The organism is Microbacterium maritypicum (assembly GCF_041529975.1).
In the GTDB taxonomy this organism is placed as follows: Bacteria; Actinomycetota; Actinomycetes; order Actinomycetales; family Microbacteriaceae; genus Microbacterium.
On record NZ_CP168030.1, the window covers coordinates 3,503,844 to 3,528,327 of the forward strand.

Here is a 24,484-nt window from a genome sequence, read left to right on the forward strand (position 1 = left end):
CGTCGCGGTTTCTCGCGGCCGGTTCGCCGAAATCGGGTCAGGGGCGCGCAGCAGCCGCGGCATCGGCGGCAGCCGGGAGTGCCCCTTCGATGAGCTGGAGCTCCCGCTCGCCGTGCGCGGCCGTGAGGAACCAGGCCTCGAAGACACTCGGCGGTAGAGCGACGCCCTGCTCCCGCAGGGAGTGGAAGAACGGGGCGTAGCGGAACGACTCCTGCGCCTGCGCCTCGGCGTAGTTCCGCGGCTCGGACGCACGGAACGACGCGCTGAACAGGTTGCCGGCTCGGGCCACGGCATGCGTGACGCCGGCCGACGTGAGGGCGGCATCGAGGGCGGCCGACACCCGGGCGGATGCCGCGTCCACCGTGGCGTACACCTCTGGGGTCGCGAGTCGCAAGGTCGCCAGGCCCGCAGCGACCGACAGCGGGTTCCCCGACAGGGTTCCCGCCTGGTAGACCGGGCCGAGAGGTGCGAGCAGGTCCATGACCTCGGCGCGACCGCCGAGCGCGGCCAGGGGCATGCCTCCACCGACGACCTTGCCGAAGGTGAAGATGTCGGGCAGATAGTCCTCGCCCGCCGCCGCCTGCAGACCCCAGAACCCCGCCGGGTGCACGCGGAAGCCCGTGAGCACCTCGTCGAGGATCATGAGGGCACCATGTGCGTGCGCGGTCTCCGCGATCAGACGGTTGAAGCCGGGCAGGGGGGCGACGACTCCCATGTTCGCGGCCGACGCCTCGACGATCACCGCGGCGATGCGCGGGCCGTGCTCGGCGAACACCGCGGCCAGCGCCTCGGGGTCGTTGTAACCGATCACCAGGGTCTGCGCGGCGATCGGCGCAGGGACACCGGCCGAACCGGGGAGCGCCAGCGTCGCGACACCGGAACCCGCCTCCGCGAGAAGCCCGTCGGAGTGACCGTGGTAGTGCCCGGCGAACTTCACGAGCAGGTCGCGACCGGTCGCGCCGCGCGCGAGGCGGATCGCCGTCATGGTCGCCTCGGTGCCGGTGGACACCAGACGCACACGTTCGATGGGACGGATCTCCCCGAAGCGGACCCGGTCGGCGATGAGCGCGGCGAGCTCGACCTCACCCTCGGTCGGGGCGCCGAAGGAGAGTCCTCGAGCCGCGGCTTCCTGCACCGCAGCGACGATCTCCGGGTGCGCGTGCCCGAGGAGAGCGGGGCCCCAGGAGGCGACGAGGTCGACATACTCGCGCCCCGCGGCATCCGTCACGGTGGCGCCCTTCGCCGAAGCGAGGAATCGCGGCGTGCCTCCTACCGAGCCGTAGGCGCGCACGGGCGAGTTGACCCCACCCGGGATCACCGCGCGGGCAGCGGAGAACAGGTCGTCATTGCGGTCGGTCATGAGAGATCCTCGGAGGTATCAGTCGCGCAGCCAGCCGGCGGCCTCGGTCGCCCAGTAGGTCAGCACGGCATCGGCACCCGCGCGGCGGATGGAGAGCAGGGATTCGAGCACGGCGGCCCGGCGGTCGATCCAGCCGTTCGCGCCGGCGGCCTCGATCATCGCGTACTCGCCGGACACCTGGTACGCCCAGACCGGGATGCTCACGGTGTCGCGCACCTCGCGCAGCACGTCGAGGAAGGCCATCGCCGGCTTCACCATGACGATGTCCGCGCCCTCGGCCTCGTCGACGACGGCCTCGCGGACGCCCTCGCGCCGGTTGCCCGGATCGAGCTGGTACGTGCGACGGTCACCCCGGAGCTGAGAATCCACGGCCTCGCGGAAGGGGCCGTAGAAGGCGCTCGCGTACTTGGCGGCGTAGGCGAGGAGGAGCGTGTCGGTGAAGCCCTCGGCGTCGAGCGCCGCGCGGATCACCGCGACCTGGCCGTCCATCATCCCCGACAGTCCGAGCAGCTGGGATCCGGCACGGGCCTGGGCGAGAGCCATCGAGGCGTAGCGCTCGAGCGTCGCGTCGTTATCCACGGAACCGTCGGCCGCGAGCACGCCGCAGTGGCCGTGATCTGTGAATTCGTCGAGGCACAGGTCGGTCTGCACGACGAGCGCGTCGCCGACCTCGGCGGCCAGCGCTTCGGTCGCGACGTTCAGGATGCCGCGCGGGTCGTCTGCTCCGGACCCGCGAGCGTCGCGAACCGACGGCACACCGAACAGCATCACGCCGCCGACGCCGGCCTCCGCCGCCTCGACGGCGGCAGCACGCAGCGAGTCGATCGAGTGCTGGGCGACCCCGGGCATCGAACCGATCTGCACCGGCTCCGCGATGCCTTCGCGGACGAAGAGCGGCAGGACGAGCTGTCGGGGCTGCAGCGAGGTCTCGCGCACGAGATCACGCACGGCCCGCGACTGACGCAGGCGCCTCAGTCGGACATCGGGGTAGCTCACGGCGCGAACTCGTCGGCCGCGTGCGGAAGCGTGAAGTGCGAGACCGCATCGATCAGCGCATCGATGGTCTGCCGGTCGGCGACCACCGACACCGGGAGGCCCGCACGCTGCGCATCGTTCGCGGTCCGTGGACCGATGGCGGCGAGCAGCGTCTCGTCGGGGATCTCCGGGAACTGCTCGCGCACCTGCTCGGCGACGGAGCCGCTCGTGATGAGGATCGCGTTGATCCGGCCGTTCTCGACGTCGCGGCGGATACGCTCGGTCACCGGGACACCCACCGTGCGGTAGGCGACCACGCCGTGCACGTCGTGACCCGCCTCCGAGAGGAGCAGGCTGAGCACGGGCTTCGCGATCTCGCTGCGGAGCGCGAGGATGCGGCGCGGCTCCTGTTCGAGAGCGATGAGCTGCTGCGCCATGCCCTCGGCCGAGTTGTCCTGCTCGGGCACCAGCGTGACCTCGTAGCCGACCGCCTGCAGGGCGGCCGCGGTGGTCTCGCCCACGGCAGCGATCTTCGTCGACCGAGGGATGACGGCTCGATGCGCGAAGAGCACATCGACGGTCGTGGCGCTCGTGACGGTCAGCCAGTCGAACTCGCCCGCGGCCAGCTGCGCCAGCGCGGTGTCGAGCGTCGCCTGATCGGTGGTCGGCGCGAAGTTGATGAGCGGCGCGACGACGGGCACCGCGCCCAGTGCGCGCAGGCTCGCGGCGACGCTGTCGCCCCACGGCCCGCCACGCGGCACAAGAATGCGCCAGCCGTCCAGCGGTCGGTCCTGCTTGATTTCGGAAGTGGTCATGAGGGTTTATTGCTCTCGGGGTACGAGGCCGGCCGCCCCTTGATCGAGCAGCCGACGGGCAACAGTGAACCCGAGCTCGCGCGCTGCGTGCACCGGGTCTGCACCATCGGCAGCATCCGCTCCATTGCCACTGCCGTTCCGACGAATATACTCCCCGTTCAGGTCTTCGGTGACGTCGAGGCCGATCCGGCGCCCGCCGTCGACGGCGTAGACGACGGTCCTGACACGGATCGAAGACCCGTCGACCACGGCGTGAGCGGCCATCGGCGCCTGGCATCCCGCGTCGAGTCCTTCGAGGATCGCGCGCTCCACCGTGATGGCGAGTCGGGTGTCGAGGTCGTCGAGACCGACGAGCGCCGCGCGCAGCTCTTCCGGCGCGTCCTCCCGTGTTTCGACGGCGAGAGAACCCTGGCCCGGCGCGGTCGGCCACTCGGCGAGACCGAGCTCCTCGCGACGCAGCGGAGACTCCGCCCCGAGCCTCGAAAGCCCTGCCGCGGCGAGGATCACCGCGTCGAGCTCCCCGGTGGAGACCCGCGCCAGCCGGGAGTCGACGTTGCCGCGGATGTCGACGACTTCGGCGCCCGGCGCCCGCCTGCGCACCTGGGCGATGCGGCGCGGCGAGCCGGTGCCGACCGTACTCCCGGAGCGCAGCTCGTGCAGCGGGATGCCGTCACGGGTGAGCACCACGTCACGCGGATCCTCCCGCTTCGGGGTCGCCGCGATCACGAGGCCGTCGGGGATGGCCGTCGGCAGATCCTTCAGGGAGTGCACCAGGAAGTCGCACTCCCCGGCGAGCAGGGCCTCGCGAAGTCGCGTGGCGAAGATGCCCTGGCCGCCGATCTCGGAGAGCGAGGCGCGATTGGTGTCACCCTCGCTGGTGATGGGGACGAGCTCGACCCGGCGCCCCGAGAGCTTCTCGAGGGCCGTGGCGACATGACCGGACTGCGCCTGCGCGAGCGCGCTGCGACGGGTGCCCAGACGGATGGGGGTGCTCATGGCGCTTACTGCAGAACGTCCGCGATCTCGTCGAACCGGAGTCTGCGCCCCGTGTAGAAGGGCACCTCCTCCTTCACGTACAGGCGGGCGTCGGTGTAGCGGAGGTCGCGCATCAGGTCGACGAGGTCGGTGAGCTCGTCGGCCTCGAGGGGCAGCAGCCACTCGTAGTCGCCGAGCGCGAACGAGGCGACCGTGTTGGCGAGGACGCCGGTGAACGCAGCGCCCTTGCGGCCGTGGTCGGCGAGCATCTTGCGACGCTCCTCCTCGGGGGCCAGGTACCACTCCGGCGTGCGCACGAACGGGTAGAGGCACAGCCAATCCTTCGGCTCGACCCCGCGGAGGAAGCCGGGCACGTGGGCGCGGTTGAACTCGGCGTCGCGGTGCACGCCCATGACGTTCCACACCGGGAGGAGCGGGCGGAGCAGTTCGGTGCGGCGCAGGCGACGCAGCGCCTTCTGCAGCTCCTCGGCGGTCTCGCCGTGCAGCCAGACCATGAGATCGGCGTCGGCCTTGAGGCCGGAGACGTCGTAGAAGCCGCGGACGGTCACGCCGGAGTCCTCGACGTAGGAGACGATCGTCTCGAGCTCGGTCGACTCGGTCTCCGTCACGGGAACGTCGGGGTTTCGTCGCCAGACGGCCCAGAGGGTGAAGCCGGACGGGTTCTCATCGCGCTCTTCGGACATCATGCTCCCCAGTCTGCCTCGTTTGCGCAGGAGCCGCTAATCCCCCCGACCGGGGGAATCAGCGGCATCCTGGAATGCGGTCGTCAGCGTGAAATGGCGCGCGCGATCGCCCAGACCGCGCCCCCCACGACGGCTGCGATGCCGACGGTCGCGGCGATCGCGCCGAGCGGATTGCGGTCGGCGAAGACCCGGGCCTTCGCCGCAGTGCGGGTCGATGCCTTCTCGACGCGGCGGGGGATGTTCCCCTTCACCTCGATGGCGGCCAGCGCCGCCTTCAGCTCGGCTCGAGCGGAGGTCACCGGGTCGACGATGCCTGCGGGGACGACGGTGCGCGGCAGGGACTCAGAATTCGTCATCGCCGGCCTCCTTCACGAGTCGGATGTCTTCGGCCACGGCCTGCGCCGGGTTCTGACGGCGGAGAACCTTGCGGAACTTCAGGATGCCCAGCAGCGCGAACAGCAGCACGGCGAGGATCAGGATGCCGAACACGACGATCGCCGACAGCCACACCGGCCACCAGGACGACAGCCCCGCGATCGCGAACACGAGGATCACCGGCACGGCCCAGAACAGGAAGAACAGCGCGACGACGAACCACACGGAACCGATGCCGGCATCCTTCGAGGTGCGCGAGACCCACGCCTTGGCGGCGTCGATCTCGGCCTTGACCAGATTCGTGACGAGTTCCGGAAGATCCCCGAGGAGGGTCAGCAGACTGTCGTCGGCACGATCTCGGTATCCGCGGGGCATGTCAGGCGCCGGTCTTCTTGGGTGCGGACTTCGAGGCAGTGGACTTGGAGGCAGTGGACTTCGACGCGGCCGGCTTCGACGCGGGCTTGCTCGTCTTGGCGGTCGCCTTCGCCGCCTCGACGGCCTCCTCGGTGGCCTCGGCCAGGTCTTCCGCGGCCTCGCGACCGGTGGCGATGGCGGAGTCGAGGCGCTGCCCCGGAGTGCCGTTGCCGGTCACCGACTTGGCCACCTTGACGACGCCGGTCCAGAGAGCGCCCGGCACGGCCGCAGCCTTGTCACCGACGAAGCCCTTGACCTTGGAGACCTGCTCCTGCACGGGATCGAGTTCCCACACCTTCAGCCACTGCGTCTTGATCTGCTCATAGCGCTCACGTCCGGCACGGGTGCCGAGGACGTAGCCCACGCCGAGTCCGACGACGAGTCCGATCTTCCCCTTCATGGGGTCTCCTCACCTAGTTCCGGTTGTCCGGCCTGCTTCGCCCGGCTTGGATGGCCCGCAGGCTTCCGCTCCCCGCGACCAGGCTCCCAGCGTAGCCCCGTATGCCGATTTCGGCATCTATGGGTCAGAGGGTTGACACAGAGCGCGCACTCACTCCCACAACAGGGCGCGGCGCAGGCGGTCGGCTTCGTCGCGCGCATCCGGGATCACCTGTGCGAGGCCCGTGCCGGCGAGCCAGGCTCCCACCGCGGCGATGCCGGGGACGGCCTGGACCGCCGCGCGTGCCGCTGCGCGCCGTTCGCCGGAGCCGATGATCGACGCGGGCTGCGACTGCACGAACCGACCGCGGTGGGCGGCGATCACGGCTTCGGGGGCGAGCGTGACCCCGAGCATCGTGGCGGCTTCGGTCCGCGCGAGATCGGCGGCGGCCTCGTCGCTCAGCGCCGCCGTCGCTGCGGGCTCCCCCTGCGCTCCGAACGACACCCGGACGAGGTGTCGCCGACCTGCGGCTTCCCGCACCCAGGCCCACTTCGCGGTCGAGTGCGTGAGCGCCTTGGCCGTGTGGCTGTCGGGCACCGTGAGCACGCCGGTGCCGCGCGGCGCGGCATCCAGCACGGGGGCGTCGAGCAGGAGCGTGACGATCTCGATCTCGGGCGACGCGGCGGCCTCGGCCTTCTTCAGCGCCGGCACCGCAGCGGAGAGGAGCGCGCGGGCGGCGGCCTCAGGCGTGGCGACGATGACCGCGTCGGCGGCGATCTGATCGATCACGGGCTCGGACTCGACCGCCTCGGCCGCGTGCAGCTCGGCGACCAGCGGACCGGTCTCGTCAGCCGCCGGGGGGGCGATCTCGGGGGCAGCCTCGGTCTCGACGCCCCAGCCCTTCGCGGTCTTGCGGAGGCCCCGCACGCGCACGCCCGTGCGCACCTCGGCCCCGAGACGGGCCAGGTCGTCTGCCAGCGCATCGACGAGCCCGCTCATGCCGCCGGACAGGCCCTCGACCGCCGCGCCGGGGGTCTTCGCCGCCGTGGCGACGCCGGCCTTCGCTGCCGCATCGTCCCGAAGAGATTGCACCGCACCGGACAGCGACCCGACGCGGGTGAGCGCGGCATTGAGGCCGGGAGCCGCGATGTCGATGTCGACGTCGTCGGGAGATGCGGAGTAGACGCCGGTGGTCACGGGAGCGACGAGGCGGTCCCGCACCTTCGATCCCATCCGCGAGGAGACCAGCTTCCCCAGACTCAGCTGGTGGCCGATCGTGAGCGGGGGACGCACCCGGTCGAGGTAGGCGCGCCAGACGCCGGACCAGCCGAGGATGCGACGGACGTCGTCCTGGAAGGGGTTCGCGGGGATGCCGAGGATGCCGCCGACAGGCAGCGGCGCCGCACCCACGCCCGGGATGCCGGCGAGCCATGCACCGCCCGGCCGCGGGGCGACGATACGGTCGGCCAGCCCCAGCTCCTCGACCAGTGCCCGCACCAGGCCGCCCCTGGTCGCGTAGCTCTCGGCGCCGGCGTCCACGACGACTCCGTCGAGCTCGATCCGGCGGATCGCGCCACCCAGTTCGTCTGCGGCTTCGAGCAGCGTCACCTGCATGCCGACCTTGGCGCACTCGCGCGCGGCGACGAGTCCGCCGATGCCGCCGCCGATGACGACGACGTGCTTCTCCGCCGCGCGGGCGGCGAGGTCGGACGGCTCGGCGGAAGACGGCTCTGAGGTCATGCGGTCAATTCTCCCATCGGCCGTCTCGGCCTGATCGTCAGACGGTGTGCGCGAGCTCGACGATGCGGGTGAGCTGGTCGGGGTCGGTCTCGGGCGGGACGCCGTGGCCGAGGTTGAGGATGTGTGCCCGGGCCGCGCGGCCGCGCGCGATCACATCGCGCACGTGTGCCTCCAGCACGGGCCAGGGGGCGGAGAGCAGGGCGGGGTCGATGTTGCCCTGCACCGTGACATCCGGGCCGAGGATCGCGGCGGCCTCATCCAGCGGCTGACGCCAGTCGACGCCGACACCGTCGGCGATGCCGTCGAGGCGCATGTCGGCGAGGAACGGACCCGTGCCGACACCGAAGTGGATGGTCGGCAGGCCGATGCCCTCGAGTGCCGCGCGGGAGTGCGGGGCGACGAAGGCGCGGTAGTCCGCGGTGCTCAGCGAGCCGGCCCAGCTGTCGAAGAGCTGCACGACGGATGCCCCGGCATCGCGCTGGGTCTCGAGGAAGCGGCGCGAGACCTTCGCGAGCCAGCCGGCGAGACGGTTCCACGAGTCGGGGTCGGAGTGCATCATGCCCCGTGCACGCAGGTGCTCCTTGGAGGGGCCGCCCTCGACGAGGTAGGCCGCGAGAGTGAAGGGGGCACCCGCGAAACCGATCAGCGGGGTGTCGCCGAGCTCGGCCGTGACGAGGCGCACGGCCTCGGCGATCGCCGTGCCGTCGAGGCCGTCGGGGTCGATGGCCGTGATGCGATCGACGTCGGATGCGGTGCGCACCGGGTTCGCGAACACCGGCCCACGCCCCGGCTCGATCTCGACGTCGACCCCGGCGAGGCGCAGCGGGATGACGATGTCACTGAAGAAGACGGCCGCATCCACCCCGTGGCGGCGTACCGGCTGCAGCGTGATCTCAGCGGCGAGGTCGGGCGTGAGGCAGGCGTCGAGCATCCGGGTCCCGACGCGCAGGTCGCGGTACTCGGGGAGCGACCTGCCGGCCTGCCGCATGAACCACACCGGAGCATGGGCGGGGCGGTCGCCTGCGAGGGCGCGCAGGAGCGGAGCGTCGGAGAGGGCCATGCCCCCATCCTCCCATTCCGCCCTTATGCGGCCGCCGAGTTCGCCCGGTCGAATCCCGGTCGCCACGCTCTCCGGTACAATCGAGCTGTGCTGCTGTGTGTGACGGCGAGTCACAAGACCGCCTCCTTCGAATTGCTCGAACGCCTGAGCCGCACCCCCGACGACGTCGCTCCCACCATCGTGGGTATGACGCCGTGCGTGCAGGGTGCCGTGGTCCTCGCGACGTGCAACCGGTTCGAGGCGTACGTGGAAATGGACGAACCGCTCACCGCGGCCGGCGCCATCGGGGTCGAAGCGGTCATCGAAGCGGTCGAATCCGCCACCGGCATCCCCGCCGCAGAACTCGACGGCGCCTACACCGTGCACTCGGGCCGCCGCGTCGCCGAGCACCTCTTCTCAGTCGCCTCCGGTCTAGAATCCGTCGTCTCCGGCGAGGGCGAGATCGCCGGTCAGGTGCGCCGCGCTCTGAAGTCCGCCCGCAAGGACGGCACCACCTCGCCCGAGCTCGAGCGCCTCTTCCAGCGCGCCAGCCAGGCGCAGCGCAAGGTCAAGAACGTCACCGCGCTCGGCCGCGCCGGCCGCTCTCTCGTGCGCCTCGCACTGGAGTTGGCCGACAGCCGCATCGCGGATTGGTCCGCCGAGCGGGTGCTGCTGGTCGGCACCGGCGCCTACGCGGCGGTCACCCTCGCCACGCTGCGTGAGCGCGGCGCCGTCGACATCTCGGTGTACTCCCCCTCCGGCCGCGCCGCGGTGTTCGCCGCGAAGCACGGCATCCGTCCGGTCGCCGCCGACGAGTACGCCCGCACCGCCGCGCACTCGAGCCTGCTGATCACCTGCACCACGGCGACGGAGCCCGTTCTCGGCCCGGAGCACCTGCAGCTCCCGGTCGCCGCCGTCGCCGCGGGCTGCCCGGTCGGCGCCCACAGTCGGCTCGTGGTCGACCTCGGCATGCCGCGCAACGTCGACCCCGCCGTCGCCGCCCTCGAGGGTGTCGCCCTGCTCGACCTCGAGACCATCCGCCTGCACGCGCCGCTCGAAGAGCTGCAGGCGACGGATGCCGCACGCAGCGTCGTCCGTGAGGCCGCGGAGACCTTCCATGTGGTGGGTTCCCGCCAGAGCGTGACGCCGTCGGTCGTCGCACTCCGCTCACACATCTTCGAGCTGCTCGAGCGCGAGATCGACCGTGCCCGTGCGCGCGGCGATGAGGACGGCAAGGTGGAACAGGCTCTGCGTCACCTCTCGGGCGTGCTCTTGCACACGCCGACCGTGCGCGCTCACGAGCTCGCCGCCGCCGGCCGCGCCGACGAGTTCACCGCGGCGCTCGCCGCCCTGTACGGCATCGCACCCGAGGCCGACGCGTCTGCCGCGGACGACGCAGCCACCGCCTGACCCGCGCTCGCGCTCCCTTCGGCCTTCTGCACCTCCCTCGGCCGTTTCGCGCCCGAATGGCCGAAGCACGCGCGATCAGCCGATCGATGCGTGCCTCGACCGCAGGGTGCGACACTGGAGGCATGGCCCTTCACATCACCGGAGACACCGCCGCCGACGAGCTGCTGACCGACAATCCGCTCGCCCTGCTGGTGGGGATGCTGCTGGATCAGCAGGTCCCCATGGAGACCGCGTTCGCCGGTCCGCTCAAGATCGAGCAGCGCACCGGAGCGGCGGATGCCGCGACCATCGCGCACATGGCACCGGACGAGTTCCTCGAGGCGTTCAAGCAGACGCCCGCCGTGCACCGCTTCCCCGGGTCGATGGCGACGCGCGTGCAGACGCTGTGCCAGACGCTCGTCGATGACTGGGACGGCGACGCCGCTGCCCTCTGGACCGAGGGCGACCCGGACGGCCCCGAGGTACTGAAGCGCCTGAAGGCCCTCCCCGGATTCGGCGAACAGAAGGCGAAGATCTTCCTGGCTCTGCTGGGCAAGCAGTACGGCTTCACGGGCGAGGGCTGGCGCGAGGCATCCGCTCCCTACGGCGAAGACGGCTCGTATCGCAGCGTCGCCGACATCGTCTCGTCCGAGTCCCTCACGAAGGTGCGCGAGCACAAGAAGGCTATGAAGGCCGCGGCGAAGGCTCCGAAGTGAAGCCCACGGGCGATGATGTCGCGGGACTCATCGCCCGCTCCTCCCCCGCCGTCCGACGCCGGGACGCCGAGACGCTGACCGCACTCATGCAGGAGATCACCGGCCGCGAGCCGCAGACCTGGGGCACGATCATCGGCTTCGGTTCGTGCCACTACCGCTACCCGACCGGCACCGAGGGCGACAGCGGACTGCTCGGCTTCGCACCCCGCAAGGCCGCGACCACGATCTACCTCTTCGACGGCGTCGGTGCCCACTCCGAGGCTCTCGCCGAGCTCGGCCCGCATACGACGGGCGTCGGATGCCTGTACATCAAGGACCTGGAGCAGGTCGACCTCGACGTGCTGCGCGGCATCCTCGAACGCTCGCTCGCGTGGGTCGAAGCCGGCGGCACCCCCGAGGTGCAGCTCACCGTCACCGGTTGACACGCGAGACCCGCCCGTGCGGCAGCGGCACGGACGGGTCTTCAGTGTGCGGGATCAGGACTGCGTGGCGAAGAATGCGCGGATGTCGTCGGCCAGCAGGTCCGGACGCTCCAGGGCGGCGAAGTGTCCGCCCTCGTCGAAGCGGCTCCAGTGCACGATGTTCGTGTTGTCGCGCTCGGCGAAGACCCGGATCGTCTGGAAGTCGTCCGCGAACACGGCGACCCCGGTCCGTGCGGCATTGATCCGCGGCTCGGCGCCCTCTGCCGCGGCATCCGCCCTGGCGTTCTCCAGGTAGCTGCGGCTCATGCCCGAGGCCGCGTTCGCGAACCAGTTCACGCTGACCTCGAGCAGGATCTTCTCGAGCGGCACGAGCGACGTGCCGTTGCCGAACGAGTTGAACAGCTCGCTGTAGGCGAGCAGCCCGACCGGGGAGTCGCTGAGCCCCACCGACACCGTCTGCGGGCGCGAGGCGTTCATCGTGTTGTAGCCGCCGACGGACTGGAACCACTGCATGTGCTCGAGGCCGGCGTAGTCCGCAGGCTCGAGCTTCTCGAACTCCGCCGGGTCGCCCGAGGGGAACGAGAACAGCTGCAGCACGTGGAGTCCGAGGAAGCCCGCGGGCTCGAGCAGACCCAGCTCACGGGCCACCATCGCGCCGTTGTCGGAGCCGTGGATGCCGTAGCTGTCGTAGCCGAGCCCGCGCATGAGGCGGTCGTACGCCGCGGCGACCCGACCGACCGTCCAGCCCGTCGAGGCCAGAGGCTGCGAGAACCCGTAGCCCGGAGCATCCGGGATCACGACGTCGAAGGCATCTTCGGCACGGCCGCCGTGAGCCACCGGGTCGACGAGCCGGTCGATCAGGTCGAGGTAGTCGACCGACGAACCGGGGTAGGTGTGCGCGAGGAGCAGCGGCGTCGCACCCTCGTGAGCCGAGCGCACGTGGAGGAAGTGGATGGTCTGGCCGTCGATCTCGGTGGTGAAGTGCGGGACCGCGTTGATCCGCTCCTGGGCCGCAGCCCAGTCGAAGTCTCGCCAGGCGGCGACGGCCTCGCGCAGGTAGGAGTTGGGGGTGCCGGCATCCCAGTCGTCCGTCGGCGACGGCTGCGGAAGACGGGTGCGGGCGAGGCGATCCTGGAGATCGGCGACCTCGGTGGCGGAGACCAAGACGGTGAAGGGGCGGAAGGCGAGCGTCGTGTTTTCCATATCTCGAAGGTAGAAGGGCATTAGGTTGGATTCGTTCCTAATAAACAGATCACTTTCGAGGAGTTCCGATGGCCGACCCGACCGCTCGTCTGCTCGCGTTGCTGGCCCTCTTGCAGACCGGTCCGGAGCGCTCCGGAAGCGACCTCGCGTCGCGTCTCGGGGTCTCGGCGCGCACCGTGCGACACGACATCGAGCGACTGCGCGACCTCGGCTATCCCGTCGACGCCACGCGAGGGTCCGTCGGCGGCTACCGGCTCGGTGCCGGAGGGAAGCTGCCGCCCCTGCTGCTCGACGACGAGGAGGCGGTGGCCGTCACCGTCGGTCTCCGCGCGGCGGCCGGTATCGCCGGAATCGCGGAGTCGAGCGCCAGAGCCCTCGCCAAGCTGGAACAGGTGCTGCCGTCGCACCTGCGCCCCACGGTCGACGCCCTGCGATCGAGCGTCGAGCGCGCACCGGAGAACAACGACACGGATGCCCCGGACCCCGAAGTCGACGCCGCGTCGCTGCAGGCCATCGCGAGCGCGATCCGCAACGGGGAATGGCTGCGCTTCGACTACGACGGAGCGCCCGTGCTGGTCGAGCCGTACCGGCTGCTCACCTGGGTGCGGCGGTGGTACCTCGTGGCCCGCGATCCGCAGACCGACGAATGGGGAACCTACCGCGTCGACTGGATGGAGCTGCGGATGCCGACGCATCGCCGCTTCGATCCGCAGCCGCTCCCCGGGGGCGACTACACGGCGTTCGCGATGCGGACCATCGCGGTGAGCGGCTGGAAGGTGCACGCCCGACTGCGGATCGACGCACCCGCCGAGGCCGTGCTCGACCGGATCCATGCCGCGGTCGGCGTGGTCGAACCGGTCGACGACGAGCACTGCATCCTCGTCACGGGTGCGGACAGCCTCGACACCGTCGCCGCCTACATCGGGATGCTGATGATGGACTTCACGGTCGAGAGCCCGCCCGAGCTGCTCCCGCGGCTGCAGCTGCTCTCCGAGCGGTATGCGCGGGCGGTCGCCGGGAGCGCATGAAAGACCCCGCCGGCCACTCGGGCCGACGGGGTCTTGATCGCGGGAACCTCAGGCGCCGCGCAGACGCTCCGCGAGGTACGCGTGCAGCTCATCGATCGCGACGCGCTCCTGCGCCATGGTGTCGCGGTCGCGCACCGTGACGGCACGGTCGTCGAGCGAGTCGAAGTCGACCGTGACGCAGAACGGGGTGCCGATCTCGTCCTGGCGACGGTAGCGGCGACCGATCGCACCGGCGTCGTCGAAGTCGACGGCCCAGGAGCTGCGGAGCGTGTCGGCGACCTCGCGGGCGAGCGGCGACAGCTTCTCGTTGCGCGACAACGGCAGCACGGCGGCCTTGACCGGGGCGAGGCGCGGGTCGAGCTTGAGCACCGTGCGCACATCGGTGCCGCCCTTGGCGTTGGGCACCTGCTCCTCGCGGTACGCGTCGACGAGGAACGCCATCATGGCGCGGGTGAGACCGAACGACGGCTCGATCACGTACGGGGTGTAGCGCTCCCCGGTGGCCTGGTCGAAGTACGTCAGGCTCTGGCCCGACGCCTCGCTGTGGCTGGAGAGGTCGTAGTCGGTGCGGTTGGCGACGCCCATGAGCTCGCCCCACTCCTTGCCCGCGAAGCCGAACTTGTACTCGACGTCGATCGTGCCGGCCGAGTAGTGCGCGCGGTCGTCTTCGGGCACGTCGAACTGACGCATGTTCTCGGGGTCGATGCCCAGGTCGATGAACCAGTTCCAGCAGGCCTCGACCCAGTGCTCGAACCACTCCTGCGCCTCAGCCGGGGGCGTGAAGAACTCGATCTCCATCTGCTCGAACTCGCGGGTGCGGAAGATGAAGTTGCCGGGGGTGATCTCGTTGCGGAACGCCTTGCCGACCTGGCCGATGCCGAACGGCGGCTTCTTGCGGCTCGCGGTGAGCACGTTCGAGAAGTTCACGAAGATGCCCTGCGCCGTCTCGGGGCGCAGGAAGTACAGGCCCGACTCGTCGTCGACGACCCCGAGGTACGTCTTCACCAGACCGGAGAACGCCTTGGGCTCGGTGTACTGCCCCTTGGTGCCGCAGTTCGGGCAGGGGATGTCGGCGAGACCGTTCTCGGCCTTGCGGCCCTTGCGCGCCTCGAAGTCCTCGATGAGGTTGTCGGCGCGGAAGCGCTTGTGGCACTGCAGGCACTCGACCAGCGGATCGGTGAACGTGGCGACGTGACCCGACGCCTCCCACACGCGCTTGGGGAGGATGATGCTGGAGTCGAGGCCGACCATGTCGCCACGGCCGCGCACGAACGTCTGCCACCACTGGCGACGGATGTTCTCCTTGAGCTCCGTACCGAGGGGCCCGTAGTCCCAGGCCGATCGAGAACCGCCGTAGATCTCACCCGCTTGGAACACGAACCCGCGGTGGCGGGCGAGGGCGATGACCTTGTCGAGGCGGGACTGTTCGGCCATGGTGGCTCCAATGGTCGGATGCGGGAGAAGACCCGTGAACACGGGCACCTCATTCTATCCGTCGTCCCGCGCGGGACCTGGCCCCTCGGCCCACCGCGGAGTACCGTCCTGGGATGAGCACTTCTGCGCGCACTCGGCGGACCCGCGACGAAGACACCCGCTTCTTCGGCCAACCCTGGGCGCTCGTGCACATCTTCGGCGTCGAGATGTGGGAGCGGTTCAGCTTCTACGGCATGCAGGGCATCCTGCTCATCTACCTGTACTTCGAGATGACCGAGGGTGGCCTCGGCATCCCCAAGGCGGTCGCGGGCGGCATCGTGGGCGCGTACGGAGGGTCGGTCTACCTGTCGACGATCCTCGGGGCCTGGCTCGCCGACCGCCTGTTCGGCGCGGAGCGGGTGCTGTTCGTGAGCGCGATGGTGATCGTGGCGGGCCACCTCGCCCTGGCGTTGCTCCCCGGGGCGGTCGGCGTCGGCGTCGGCCTCGTGCTCGTGGCACTGGGATCCGGCGGACTCAAGGCGAACGCCACATCGGTCGTCGGCAGCCTCTACAGCGCCGACGACCCGCGACGGGATGCCGGCTTCTCGCTGTTCTACCTGGGCATCAACCTCGGCGCTTTCCTGGGCCCGATCCTCACCGGCATCCTGCAGTCCTCGCTCGGCTTCCACTACGGCTTCGGACTTGCGGCCATCGGGATGACACTCGGGCTCATCCAGTACTCGTTCGGCCGCAAGGCGCTGCCCGCCTCGGCGCGGGAGGTGCCGAACCCCCTCCCGAAGTCCCGCTATCCGCTGGTCGGACTCATCGCGGCCGCCGCGATCGTGCTCATCGCCGTCCTGGTGCTCACCGGCGTGATCCGACCCGACAACCTCGCCACCCTGGTGATCGGTGTCACGATCGTCGCCGCGATCACCTACTTCTCCGTGATCCTCGGCAGCCGTCGCATCGACGCGACCGAACGATCGCGGGTGTGGGCGTTCCTGCCGCTGTTCATCACGAGCGTCGCGTTCTGGTCGCTGTATCAGCAGCAGTTCACGGTGCTGACGATCTACTCCGACCAGCGTCTGAACCGCAACCTGTTCGGCTGGGAGATGCCCGTCTCCTGGGTGCAGTCGATCAACCCGGTCTTCATCATCATCCTGTCCGGTGTCTTCGCCGCGATCTGGACCAAGCTCGGAAAGCGTCAACCATCGACGCCCGTGAAGTTCGCGCTCGCGGCGATCATCATGGGATCGGCGTTCCTGCTCTTCCTGCCGTTCGCCGGCGGCGGGGAGAACTCCACGCCGCTGCTGGCGATCGTCGGGATCCTCTTCGTGTTCACGGTGGCGGAGCTGCTCATCTCGCCGGTCGGCCTGTCGGCCGCCACGAAGCTCGCACCTGGCGTGTTCCGCACGCAGATGGTCGCGCTGTTCTTCCTGTCGATCGCGCTGGGGACGGCGATCTCCGGCTGGCTGGTGCAGTTCTACAACCCCGACGACGAGGTGCCCTTCTTCTCGATCCTGGGGGGGATTGCCATCGTCGTCGGCATCGGGCTGCTGCTGAGCGTCAAGCCCGTGCTGAAGCTCATGCGCGGGGTGCGCTGAGCGCGTCCCGCATCGGCGATCCGGCCGCCCGGCTCAGGCAGTGAAGAGGTAGCCGCGCGCGTTGTCGTAGCCGGCGATGGTCAGGCCGCTGCCGAGCAGCCCCTCCATCTGCGCACGCAGGCGCAGCCGCCACTCGTGGGCGGCCGCCGGGTCGGAGACGCGCATCGCCTCGATGTCGGCGGGGATCTCGAGGGTCTCGACCACCGCGTCGTCGGCCGGGGGCTTGGCGATGTCGGCGAGCGCCCACTCGACGTCCAGCCGGTCGCTCTCGTCACCCGCGTCGCCACCGCCGAAGATGCCGTAGCGGTTCACGGAGTAGCCGGTGGCACGGGCGCCCAGCACCGAGAAGAAGAAGTGCGCGTTGCGCGCCACGAGCGGGTCGAACACCCAGGTGATGCGCCCGACGTCGCGCGAGAACGCCCACTGACGCTGGTGCTCCTTGAGCTCGCGACCCCAGCCGCGCCCGCGGTACTCCGGCAGCAGCGCCGTGATGTGCGAATGCATCGCACGTCGGGCGGGCTCGCCGAAGAAGGCGATGGAGGCGCCGACCATGCGCTCCTCGTCGCCCTCGCCGTCGAAGAAGCCGACGACGTAGTTGCCCGACTGCTGCAGGGCGCGCAGGGTGCCGGCATCCACCACGCGCTGCGGACCCCGGATGGAGTCGAGCAGGCCCTGCGCGTCGAGGATGAGTTCAACGGTGTCGAGATCGCGGATGGTTCGCACGCACCCAGTCTGCCCCTCCTGGGCCCGTTCGAGGAAACGGGACCGCGATCAGACCTCTCCGACGACCCCGCACCGTCGGATCGCCGATAGCCTGAGCCGGTGGGTGCGAACGACGACAGAGCCAGGAAGCGCCTCTCCCGAACCCCGCCGAAGTGGGCGATCGTCGCGGTCCTCGCCTTCGCGGGGCTCTGCTCGTCGTTCATGTTCACGCTCGTCGTGCCGTTGCAGGCCGAGCTGCCGCAACTGCTGAACGCGTCCCGCGAGGACACCACCTGGGTCGTCACGATCACGCTGCTGGTGGCCGCGGTCGCCACGCCGATCTCCGGCCGACTGGGCGACATGTACGGCAAACGCCGCGTCGTGATCGTGCTGCTCGCGATCCTGATCCTCGGCTCGGTGATCGCCGCGGTCTCCGGCTCGATCATCGGCGTGATCGTCGGGCGCGCACTCCAGGGCGCCGTGACGGGCGTCGTCCCCCTCGGCATCGCGATCATGCGCGACGTGCTGCCGACCGAGCGGCTCGGCACCGCGGTCGCCCTGATGAGCGCGACCATGGGCGTCGGCGGCGCGATCGGCATGCCCGTCGCCGCACTCCTCGCCCAGAACGCCGACTGGCACATGCTGTTCTGGCTCGCGGCCGCGCTCGGCGTCGTCGGACTGCTGCTCGTGCTGGCCGTGATCCCCGAGGATGTGCTCCGCTCCCCCGGGCGCCTCGATGTGCTCGGCGCCATCGGGCTGGCCATCGGCCTCACCGGCATCCTGCTCTTCGTCTCCCGGGGTGCGCAGTGGGGCTGGACCTCACCCCTCACACTGGTCTGCATCATCGGCGGGCTGGCCGTGCTGCTGGTGTGGGGCTGGTACCAGCTGCGCACGAAGGACCCGCTGCTCGACCTGCGGGTGGCGGCGCGCCCCGCCGTACTGTTCACCAACATCGCCGCGATCGGCATGGGGTTCGCACTGTTCGCCTCGAACGTGACGTTCCCGCAGCTGCTCGAGATGCCCGCGGTCGGCGGCGCCGGTTTCGGGCTCGACATGCTCGCGGCGTCCCTCGTGATCATGCCCGCCGGCCTCGTGATGATGGTGATCTCACCGCTCTCCGGCTGGCTCGAGCGCACGGTCGGACCGCGGCCGCTGTTCACCGTCGGCGCCGGCGCGATCGTGCTCGCCTACGTGTTCGTGCTGCTGTGGTCTTCCGAGGTGTGGCACATCTTCGTCGCCAACATCTTCATCGGAGTCGGCATCGGCTTCACCTTCGCCGCGATGCCCATGATCATCATGCGGTCGGTGCCGGCGAACGAGACCGGCGCCTCGAACGGCCTGAACGCCCTGTTCCGCTCGGTCGGCACCTCGAGCGCCTCGGCCGTGATGGGCGGCGTGCTCGCGGCGATGAGCATCGACGTCGACGGTGTCGCGGTTCCGACCCGCGCCGCGTTCGAGGTGTGCTTCTGGCTCGCGATCGCCGCCGGCATCATCGCGGTCGTGCTGTCGCTCTTCATCCCGAAGCAGCGCAGCTCCGAGCAGCATCCGTCCCTGCCCGGCTGAGTTCCGCTCCCCGCGCCGTCAGCGGGAGATCGTGCGCGGGTCCGGGTCGCCGTCTCGCGGCGGTCGCAGCCGGTCCGGGATCGGCCACGCCAACGACACGGAACCGCTCTCAGTGCGTGTACTCCATGAGCTCGACGCCGAGCACCCGGAAGGCGTCGTGCGCGCGCAGCCGGTGCGTGATGGAGAGGTCGTCGAAGCAGACGATGAGCGAGTAGGCGACGCCGGCACGGGGTCCGGCCAGCACTCCCGCCTCGGCGCGGACACCACGATCGCGGCCGGTCTTGTTCACGAACAGCAGACCGTGCGCGTCGTGATCGTGCGAGAACGGGTCGAGGCCGGTGGATGCCGCGACCAGACTCAGGTCCTGGTTCAGGCTCAGCCACTCCGACACCTGCGCGCTGACCGCGGCGTCGACGACCTGCGAGTTCACCAGGGCCGAGAACAGCCCGGCGAGCTCCCGAGCGGATCCCACGGCGACCTGCGGGGCGTCGTCCGGACCGCGGCGGTCACGGAACCGGTCGAGCAGGGCCGTACGGCGCAGGCCGAGCGACTCGATGCGCTCGCGCACCCGGTCATGTCCGACCTTCTGCAGCAGGGCGTTCACGGCGATCGGATCGCCGGCTGTCGCGGCCAGCACGGCGAGATCCTCGAGCGGCAGCGCCGGGGCGTGCAGATGCCGCCACAGGCCGGAGGTCTCCACGGCCTCGACACTGTCCCGCTCGATGATCTCGAACGGATCGAGCGCTCCGCTCTGGAAACCGGCGGCCACCTCGATCAGCAGTGGGACGACGCCGAGCCCCGCGACGGGCATGGTCACGTGATCGTCGCCGGCCAGCACGTGCACATGATTGTCGAGGTCGACGACGTGCACCGACACCTGAGCGCCGGAATCGACCAACCCCTCGAGCGACCGCAGGGTGGCTGTGAAGGAGCGGCGCCCGAGCGCGGCGCGCCGCGGGAGGCGACGACTGGTGCGCTGGGAGCGACGGCCCGCAGAAGACTCCGGCGCACCGCCGACAGACTCCGGGGCCGAGGAGTTGCGGAACCCTTCACCAGGCTCGAGAGCGCCCACGCGTGATCCTTACGAGGGGGGGGATTTGCGGGATACCGCGGGGAAGCGCTCCCCAGCGGCAGGGCTATCGTAACCCCACCGCCGGGGGATGCATCACAGAGTCAGACGATTGGTCACCAGATGGTCACACGCGACGACTCGGGGAGCCAGAGAGCGTCGTCTTCGTCCACGCCGAACGCCTCGTAGAACGCATCGATGTTGCGCACGATCTGGTTGCAGCGGAACTCGTTCGGCGAGTGCGGATCGATGGTCAGCAGTCGCAGCGTCTCGGCGTCGCGGCTCTTCTGCTGCCACACCTGCGCCCACGAGAGCAGCAGGCGCTGCACGCCCGTGTACCCGTCGATGACCGGGGCCTCCGCGCCGCCGAGCGAGAGCTCGTAGGCCTTGAGCGCGATGCCGAGGCCGCCGAGGTCGCCGATGTTCTCACCGATCGTGAGGGCGCCGTTGACATGGTGCTCAGCGTCGAGCCCTTCGGGGACGAGCGCGTCGTACTGCGCGATGAGCGCCTTGGTGCGTTCCTCGAAGGCCGAACGGTCGGCGTCGGTCCACCAGTCCTGGAGTCGGCCGTCGCCGTCGTAGCGGCTGCCCTGGTCGTCGAAGCCGTGACCGATCTCGTGCCCGATGACCGCGCCGATCCCGCCGTAGTTCGCGGCGGCGTCGCGGCTCGCGTCGAAGAACGGGTACTGCAGGATGGCCGCGGGGAACACGATCTCGTTCATGGACGGGTTGTAGTACGCGTTGACCATCTGCGGCGGCATGTGCCACTCGAGGCGGTCGATGGGCTTGCCGACCTTGTCGACGTGGCGGTCGTGCTCGAAGATCGACGCCCGGCGCACGTTGCCGAACAGGTCGGTGCGGTCGATCTCCAGGCTCGAGTAGTCGCGCCACACCTCGGGGTGGCCGATCTTGGGCGTGAAGGAGTCGAGCTTGGCGAGCGCGCGCTCCCGGGTCTCGGCGGTCATCCACTCGAGGTCGGTGATGCTCTGGCGATACGCCTCGATCAGGTGGGCGACCAGCTCGTCCATCGCGGCCTTCGCTGTCGGCGGGTAGTGCCGCTCGACGTAGACCTTGCCGATCGCCTCGCCGAGCGCGCCCTCGGTCAGAGAGACGCCGCGCTTCCAGCGCTCGCGGATCGTCGGCACGCCGGTGAGCTCGGTGCCGTAGAACGAGAAGTTCTCCTGCACCAGGTCGTCGGTGAGGTACGGAGCCGCCGCGTGCACGACCTTGGCCCGCAGCCACGCCTTCCAGTCGTCGAGCCGCTCGGGCGTGAGGAGCGAGCCGAGCCCCTCGAAGAAGCTGGGCTGCGAGACGACGACCTCGTCGAAGGCCGCCGGGTTCGACGGCGACACCGCTTCGCGCCACGGAGCCAGGTCGACGCCCGCGAGCTCCTGCAGCTCGTCCCAGGTCTTGAGGTTGTAGGTCGCCACGGCGTCGCGGCTGCGCACGTTGTCCCAGTGGTGCCCGGCGAGCTCGGTCTCGAGCGCGATCGCCCGGTCGGCGTTCGCCGCGGCATCCGGAACACCGGCAAGGTCGAGCAGCCGTTCGAGGTGTGCGCGATAGGCGGCCCGGGTGTCGGCGAACGTGTCGAGCCGGAAGTAGCTCTCATCCGGCAGGGACAGCCCGGCCTGCATGAGCACGGGCAGGTAGCGCTCCGGGTCGCCCGGGTCACCGTCGACGTACATGCCGATCACGGCCGCGCGACCGTCGCGGTCGTAGGCGCCCACCGTGCGCAGGAACGCCGGGACGCCGTCGATGGCGTCGACCTCGGCGAGGGTCTCCTCCAGCGGAGAGAGACCGGCGGCATCGATGCGCTCGGTGTCCATGAAGCTCGCGAACAGGTCGCCGATCTTGCGGGCGAGCGTACCCTCCTCGGCATCCTGCGACTCCTCGATGATCGCCCGCACGTCTTTCTCGGCCTGCTCGGCGAGAAGATGGAACGAGCCCCACCGCGCCTTGTCGCCAGGGATCTCGGTGCGCGAAAGCCAGGCGCCGTTCACGTGACGATAGAGGTCGTCCTGCGGGCGGATGTCGGAGCTGAACTCATCAAGGGCGAGGCCCACGGGAAGAACGTCAGTCATGCGCACCAGCCTATGACCCGCCTCGGACGTCAGGTCGATTCGCTGCACCATCTTCGGCCGATCGCGCTTCGTTCGGCCAGACTCGCGGCATCCGGCCGAACGAGGCGCATTTCACCGCGGGAAGCGCAGCGGACTTCAGCGGCGTCGCCGACCGAAGCGTCGGCGGCGCGGCTCCGGCACCGGCGCAGCCGCCGGCCGCGACGCCCGACGCTCCGCCCAGGCCACCGCCTCGGCGTCGACATCCCTCGGTTCGGTCACGACGGGAGGTCCGCCCTGGAGCTGGCGACGCGCCTCGCGCACGCGCTTGTTGAAGTCCTCGAGCACGTCACGCACGTCCGACTCGCGGCCGAGCAGGTCGAGCTGGTCGTTGAGCTCCCGGTCCTCGGTGCGCAGCAGGATGGCGGGCGGGCCGAGTCCGGTGAGGTTCTCGGTCTCGATCTTGCGGCGTATCCACCAGTCCGGGTCGTGGTGGGTGCCGAGTCCCTCGAGCGGCTTGCCCGCGCCGGGAAGATCGTCGAACTCGCCGCGACGGATCGCCACCTGGATCGCCGTCTCGATGAAGGCGGCCCTGTCGACGGCGGCACCGGCTCCCGGCGGGGCGCCCGACTCCTCATCGCCGTCCGCGGTCTCGGCCTGCTGCTGCTGCGCGCGGTAGCGCGCCGCAGCTTCTCGGGGATCCGTCATGATGCACCTCCGCGGCATCCGATTCCCTCCCACCCTACGACGGCTCTCGGGGGCGCGGACGGACGAGGTCGGCGCCAGGTCATAGGCTCGGAGGATGACCGCGCGCGCCTCCCTCAACCGAGAGATCCTGCGCCTCGCGGTCCCGGCCCTCGGCGCGCTGATCGCGGAGCCCGCGTTCCTGATCGTGGATGCCGCCCTGGTCGGGCACCTCGGCACGACCCCGCTCGCGGGCCTCGGCATCGCGGGAGCCGTGCTGCAGACGATCGTCGGACTCATGGTGTTCCTCGCCTACTCGACCACTCCGGCGGTCGCCCGCCGCTTCGGCGCCGGACAGCCGGGCGAGGCCGTGTCGGTCGGCATCAACGGCATGTGGCTCGCGCTCGGACTCGGCGCGGTGCTCGCCGTCGTCGGCGCGGTCTCCTCACCGTGGCTGGTCTCGTTGTTCGGCGCGAACGAGGCCGTCGCACAGCAGGCCAACGAGTACCTGGTGATCTCGATGTGGGGCCTGCCGGCGATGCTCATCGTCTTCGCCGCGACCGGCCTGCTGCGCGGCATGCAGGACACGATGACGCCGCTCTGGATCGCGGGGCTCGGCTTCGGCGCGAACGCCCTGCTCAACTGGCTCTTCATATACGGACTCGGGTGGGGTATCGCGGGCTCGGCCGCCGGCACCGTGACGGCGCAGTGGGGCATGGTCGCCGCGTACGCCCTGGTCATCCGCCGCCTGGCGACCCGTCACAGCGCCTCACTGCGCGCCCAGCGCGCCGGCATCCGGAGCACGGCGACGTCGGGCGGATGGTTGTTCCTTCGCACCGTGAGCCTGCGCGTCGCCCTGCTCGCGACCGTGGGCATCGCCACCGGCATCGGCACCGAGGAGCTGGCCGGGTGGCAGATCGTTTTCACGATCTTCTCCGCCGCGGCGTTCGCGCTCGATGCCCTCGCGATCGCCGCGCAGGCGCTCATCGGCAAGGAGCTGGGCGCCGGAGACGAACGGCAGGTCCACCGGGTGCTGGCCCGCACCGTGGCCTGGGGCGCGTGGTTCGGTGTGATCGTCGGCGGCCTGATCGCCGCACTCTCCGGGGTGCTCGGCATCGTGTTCACCGGCTCGGCGGAGATCGCCGCCCTCGTGCAGCCGGCACTGCTCGTGCTCGCCGTCGCCCAGCCGATCGCGGGTGTCGTGTTCGTGCTCGACGGGGTGCTCATGGGCGCGAACGACGCCCGCTACCTCGCGATCGCCGGGGGCCTGAACCTGGTCCCGTTCCTCCCGGCGCTGTGGATCATCGCCGCGACCGGGGTCGACGGCACCGCGGGACTCGTGTGGCTCGCGGTCGCCTTCTTCGGCGTCTATCTGCTCGCGCGTCTGGGCACTCTCGGCTGGCGCGTGCGGTCCGGGCGCTGGCTCGCGGCGACCGTCTGACGCCGGGCGTCCGGCACTGCACCGATCCGGTCAATCGCCACTTCTCCCCACCCACCGGAATCCGCGGAATACTACGCGCGGAAACCCTGGTGCACTCGACGATGATCGGGGGACACTGAAGGAATGCTGGGGATGACGGAACCACAGGTATGGACGCTGATCGGCGTCTTCGCCGCGGGCATGTTCGGCACGATCACGCTGATCTCGACGATGTTCCTGCGCACGATGCAGAACGAGTTCGAGGGCGTGCGGACCGAGGTCCGCAACGAGTTCGCCAGCGTGCGGACCGAGATGCGGAGCGAGTTCGCCCATGTGCGCACGGAGATCAGCTCGGTCCACGGGCGCATCGATCATCTGGATCGCGACGTCAACGCGATCTACCGCCACCTCTTCGGCATCGATCGCGGCTGAGCGCGC

General features: G+C 70.2%; 24 protein-coding genes. 8 read left to right on the top strand and 16 right to left on the bottom strand.

Features of this window, described 5'->3' with window-relative positions; all coding sequences use genetic code 11:
* Positions 1 to 37 precede the first annotated feature (37 nt).
* The 10 genes from ACCO44_RS16985 to hemE form a co-directional block, all read right to left on the bottom strand.
* The gene (locus tag ACCO44_RS16985; protein ID WP_372467517.1) at positions 38 to 1,360 is read right to left on the bottom strand and encodes a glutamate-1-semialdehyde 2,1-aminomutase; all 1,323 of its coding nucleotides are present in this window, start codon (positions 1,358 to 1,360) and stop codon (positions 38 to 40) included.
* An 18-nt stretch (positions 1,361 to 1,378) separates the two neighbouring features.
* A complete protein-coding gene (gene hemB / locus ACCO44_RS16990; RefSeq protein WP_262001692.1) occupies positions 1,379 to 2,356 on the bottom strand; it encodes a porphobilinogen synthase in 978 nt (325 codons plus the stop codon).
* Positions 2,353 to 3,150 carry a uroporphyrinogen-III synthase gene (locus ACCO44_RS16995; protein ID WP_029261232.1) on the bottom strand — a complete coding sequence of 266 codons (798 nt, stop codon included), beginning with the start codon at positions 3,148 to 3,150 and terminating at the stop codon, positions 2,353 to 2,355. Before ACCO44_RS16995 ends, hemB begins: the two co-directional genes overlap by 4 nt.
* 6 nt (positions 3,151 to 3,156) lie before the next feature.
* Positions 3,157 to 4,146, bottom strand: coding sequence for a hydroxymethylbilane synthase (gene hemC, locus ACCO44_RS17000; RefSeq protein ID WP_372467518.1), 990 nt, complete (start codon positions 4,144 to 4,146; stop codon positions 3,157 to 3,159).
* A 5-nt stretch (positions 4,147 to 4,151) separates the two neighbouring features.
* The gene (gene hemQ, locus ACCO44_RS17005) at positions 4,152 to 4,832 is read right to left on the bottom strand and encodes a hydrogen peroxide-dependent heme synthase (protein ID WP_029261234.1); all 681 of its coding nucleotides are present in this window, start codon (positions 4,830 to 4,832) and stop codon (positions 4,152 to 4,154) included.
* A gap of 80 nt (positions 4,833 to 4,912) precedes the next feature.
* Positions 4,913 to 5,185 (bottom strand): hypothetical protein, encoded by a 273-nt coding sequence (locus tag ACCO44_RS17010; protein WP_372467519.1) that lies wholly within the window; start codon positions 5,183 to 5,185, stop codon positions 4,913 to 4,915.
* Positions 5,172 to 5,579, bottom strand: coding sequence for a phage holin family protein (locus tag ACCO44_RS17015; protein ID WP_029261236.1), 408 nt, complete (start codon positions 5,577 to 5,579; stop codon positions 5,172 to 5,174). Before ACCO44_RS17015 ends, ACCO44_RS17010 begins: the two co-directional genes overlap by 14 nt.
* Before the next feature lies 1 nt (position 5,580).
* Positions 5,581 to 6,018, bottom strand: coding sequence for a hypothetical protein (locus ACCO44_RS17020; RefSeq protein ID WP_372467520.1), 438 nt, complete (start codon positions 6,016 to 6,018; stop codon positions 5,581 to 5,583).
* Positions 6,019 to 6,168: 150 nt separating this feature from the next.
* Positions 6,169 to 7,737 (bottom strand): NAD(P)/FAD-dependent oxidoreductase, encoded by a 1,569-nt coding sequence (locus ACCO44_RS17025; RefSeq protein ID WP_372467521.1) that lies wholly within the window; start codon positions 7,735 to 7,737, stop codon positions 6,169 to 6,171.
* Between the two features lie 37 nt (positions 7,738 to 7,774).
* Complete coding sequence (hemE, locus tag ACCO44_RS17030) at positions 7,775 to 8,797, bottom strand: uroporphyrinogen decarboxylase (protein WP_372467522.1); 1,023 nt, start codon at positions 8,795 to 8,797, stop codon at positions 7,775 to 7,777.
* A gap of 87 nt (positions 8,798 to 8,884) precedes the next feature.
* Here hemE and ACCO44_RS17035 point away from each other — a divergent pair, with 87 nt between their 5' ends.
* The 3 genes from ACCO44_RS17035 to ACCO44_RS17045 all read left to right on the top strand — a co-directional run bounded on the left by ACCO44_RS17035 (position 8,885) and on the right by ACCO44_RS17045 (position 11,303).
* Entirely contained in the window at positions 8,885 to 10,186 is a 1,302-nt protein-coding gene (locus ACCO44_RS17035; RefSeq protein ID WP_029261240.1) for a glutamyl-tRNA reductase, read from the top strand.
* A 122-nt stretch (positions 10,187 to 10,308) separates the two neighbouring features.
* On the top strand, positions 10,309 to 10,881 hold the full coding sequence (locus tag ACCO44_RS17040) for an HhH-GPD-type base excision DNA repair protein (RefSeq protein ID WP_372467523.1): 573 nt from the start codon (positions 10,309 to 10,311) through the stop codon (positions 10,879 to 10,881).
* Positions 10,878 to 11,303, top strand: coding sequence for a DUF1801 domain-containing protein (locus ACCO44_RS17045; protein WP_105711214.1), 426 nt, complete (start codon positions 10,878 to 10,880; stop codon positions 11,301 to 11,303). The genes ACCO44_RS17040 and ACCO44_RS17045 overlap by 4 nt, the downstream gene beginning before the upstream one ends.
* Before the next feature lie 54 nt (positions 11,304 to 11,357).
* Here ACCO44_RS17045 and ACCO44_RS17050 read toward each other — a convergent pair whose 3' ends face one another.
* The gene (locus ACCO44_RS17050) at positions 11,358 to 12,506 is read right to left on the bottom strand and encodes an epoxide hydrolase family protein (RefSeq protein ID WP_372467524.1); all 1,149 of its coding nucleotides are present in this window, start codon (positions 12,504 to 12,506) and stop codon (positions 11,358 to 11,360) included.
* Between the two features lie 68 nt (positions 12,507 to 12,574).
* On the opposite strand from ACCO44_RS17050, the gene ACCO44_RS17055 reads away from it, so the two are divergent.
* The gene (locus ACCO44_RS17055) at positions 12,575 to 13,534 is read left to right on the top strand and encodes a helix-turn-helix transcriptional regulator (RefSeq protein WP_372467525.1); all 960 of its coding nucleotides are present in this window, start codon (positions 12,575 to 12,577) and stop codon (positions 13,532 to 13,534) included.
* A 48-nt stretch (positions 13,535 to 13,582) separates the two neighbouring features.
* On the opposite strand, the gene ACCO44_RS17060 is transcribed toward ACCO44_RS17055, so the two are convergent.
* Positions 13,583 to 14,968: a glycine--tRNA ligase gene (locus ACCO44_RS17060; protein ID WP_372467526.1), complete on the bottom strand. Its 1,386-nt coding sequence runs from the start codon at positions 14,966 to 14,968 to the stop codon at positions 13,583 to 13,585.
* A gap of 113 nt (positions 14,969 to 15,081) precedes the next feature.
* On the opposite strand from ACCO44_RS17060, the gene ACCO44_RS17065 reads away from it, so the two are divergent.
* Complete coding sequence (locus ACCO44_RS17065; RefSeq protein WP_029261246.1) at positions 15,082 to 16,551, top strand: peptide MFS transporter; 1,470 nt, start codon at positions 15,082 to 15,084, stop codon at positions 16,549 to 16,551.
* Between the two features lie 33 nt (positions 16,552 to 16,584).
* On the opposite strand, the gene ACCO44_RS17070 is transcribed toward ACCO44_RS17065, so the two are convergent.
* Positions 16,585 to 17,274: a GNAT family N-acetyltransferase gene (locus ACCO44_RS17070; RefSeq protein ID WP_029261247.1), complete on the bottom strand. Its 690-nt coding sequence runs from the start codon at positions 17,272 to 17,274 to the stop codon at positions 16,585 to 16,587.
* Between the two features lie 99 nt (positions 17,275 to 17,373).
* Between ACCO44_RS17070 and ACCO44_RS17075 the strand changes: the two genes are divergently transcribed.
* The gene (locus ACCO44_RS17075; protein ID WP_372467528.1) at positions 17,374 to 18,816 is read left to right on the top strand and encodes an MFS transporter; all 1,443 of its coding nucleotides are present in this window, start codon (positions 17,374 to 17,376) and stop codon (positions 18,814 to 18,816) included.
* A 109-nt stretch (positions 18,817 to 18,925) separates the two neighbouring features.
* On the opposite strand, the gene ACCO44_RS17080 is transcribed toward ACCO44_RS17075, so the two are convergent.
* The 3 genes from ACCO44_RS17080 to ACCO44_RS17090 form a co-directional block, all read right to left on the bottom strand.
* Positions 18,926 to 19,888, bottom strand: coding sequence for a serine hydrolase (locus tag ACCO44_RS17080; RefSeq protein WP_029261249.1), 963 nt, complete (start codon positions 19,886 to 19,888; stop codon positions 18,926 to 18,928).
* Positions 19,889 to 20,001: 113 nt separating this feature from the next.
* Positions 20,002 to 21,966, bottom strand: a complete 1,965-nt coding sequence (locus ACCO44_RS17085) for a M13 family metallopeptidase (protein ID WP_372467529.1) — start codon at positions 21,964 to 21,966, stop codon at positions 20,002 to 20,004.
* A gap of 135 nt (positions 21,967 to 22,101) precedes the next feature.
* Positions 22,102 to 22,650: a DUF1992 domain-containing protein gene (locus ACCO44_RS17090; protein ID WP_372467530.1), complete on the bottom strand. Its 549-nt coding sequence runs from the start codon at positions 22,648 to 22,650 to the stop codon at positions 22,102 to 22,104.
* A gap of 94 nt (positions 22,651 to 22,744) precedes the next feature.
* Between ACCO44_RS17090 and ACCO44_RS17095 the strand changes: the two genes are divergently transcribed.
* Entirely contained in the window at positions 22,745 to 24,067 is a 1,323-nt protein-coding gene (locus ACCO44_RS17095) for an MATE family efflux transporter (protein WP_372467531.1), read from the top strand.
* Positions 24,068 to 24,199: 132 nt separating this feature from the next.
* Positions 24,200 to 24,478 carry a hypothetical protein gene (locus tag ACCO44_RS17100; protein ID WP_372467532.1) on the top strand — a complete coding sequence of 93 codons (279 nt, stop codon included), beginning with the start codon at positions 24,200 to 24,202 and terminating at the stop codon, positions 24,476 to 24,478.
* Positions 24,479 to 24,484: the final 6 nt, after the last annotated feature.

Coding starts and splice junctions, on each gene's coding strand:
- ACCO44_RS17055 (WP_372467525.1), top strand. CDS start 12,575: ATGGCCGACCCGACCGCTCGTCTGCTCGCGTTGCTGGCCCTCTTGCAG.
- ACCO44_RS17095 (WP_372467531.1), top strand. CDS start 22,745: ATGACCGCGCGCGCCTCCCTCAACCGAGAGATCCTGCGCCTCGCGGTC.
- ACCO44_RS17040 (WP_372467523.1), top strand. CDS start 10,309: ATGGCCCTTCACATCACCGGAGACACCGCCGCCGACGAGCTGCTGACC.
- ACCO44_RS17065 (WP_029261246.1), top strand. CDS start 15,082: ATGAGCACTTCTGCGCGCACTCGGCGGACCCGCGACGAAGACACCCGC.
- ACCO44_RS16985 (WP_372467517.1), bottom strand. CDS start 1,360: ATGACCGACCGCAATGACGACCTGTTCTCCGCTGCCCGCGCGGTGATC.
- ACCO44_RS17060 (WP_372467526.1), bottom strand. CDS start 14,968: ATGGCCGAACAGTCCCGCCTCGACAAGGTCATCGCCCTCGCCCGCCAC.
- hemC (WP_372467518.1), bottom strand. CDS start 4,146: ATGAGCACCCCCATCCGTCTGGGCACCCGTCGCAGCGCGCTCGCGCAG.
- ACCO44_RS17010 (WP_372467519.1), bottom strand. CDS start 5,185: ATGACGAATTCTGAGTCCCTGCCGCGCACCGTCGTCCCCGCAGGCATC.
- ACCO44_RS17085 (WP_372467529.1), bottom strand. CDS start 21,966: ATGACTGACGTTCTTCCCGTGGGCCTCGCCCTTGATGAGTTCAGCTCC.
- ACCO44_RS17100 (WP_372467532.1), top strand. CDS start 24,200: ATGACGGAACCACAGGTATGGACGCTGATCGGCGTCTTCGCCGCGGGC.
- ACCO44_RS17015 (WP_029261236.1), bottom strand. CDS start 5,579: ATGCCCCGCGGATACCGAGATCGTGCCGACGACAGTCTGCTGACCCTC.
- ACCO44_RS17090 (WP_372467530.1), bottom strand. CDS start 22,650: ATGACGGATCCCCGAGAAGCTGCGGCGCGCTACCGCGCGCAGCAGCAG.
- ACCO44_RS17025 (WP_372467521.1), bottom strand. CDS start 7,737: ATGACCTCAGAGCCGTCTTCCGCCGAGCCGTCCGACCTCGCCGCCCGC.
- hemE (WP_372467522.1), bottom strand. CDS start 8,797: ATGGCCCTCTCCGACGCTCCGCTCCTGCGCGCCCTCGCAGGCGACCGC.
- ACCO44_RS17020 (WP_372467520.1), bottom strand. CDS start 6,018: ATGAAGGGGAAGATCGGACTCGTCGTCGGACTCGGCGTGGGCTACGTC.
- ACCO44_RS16995 (WP_029261232.1), bottom strand. CDS start 3,150: ATGACCACTTCCGAAATCAAGCAGGACCGACCGCTGGACGGCTGGCGC.
- hemQ (WP_029261234.1), bottom strand. CDS start 4,832: ATGATGTCCGAAGAGCGCGATGAGAACCCGTCCGGCTTCACCCTCTGG.
- ACCO44_RS17050 (WP_372467524.1), bottom strand. CDS start 12,506: ATGGAAAACACGACGCTCGCCTTCCGCCCCTTCACCGTCTTGGTCTCC.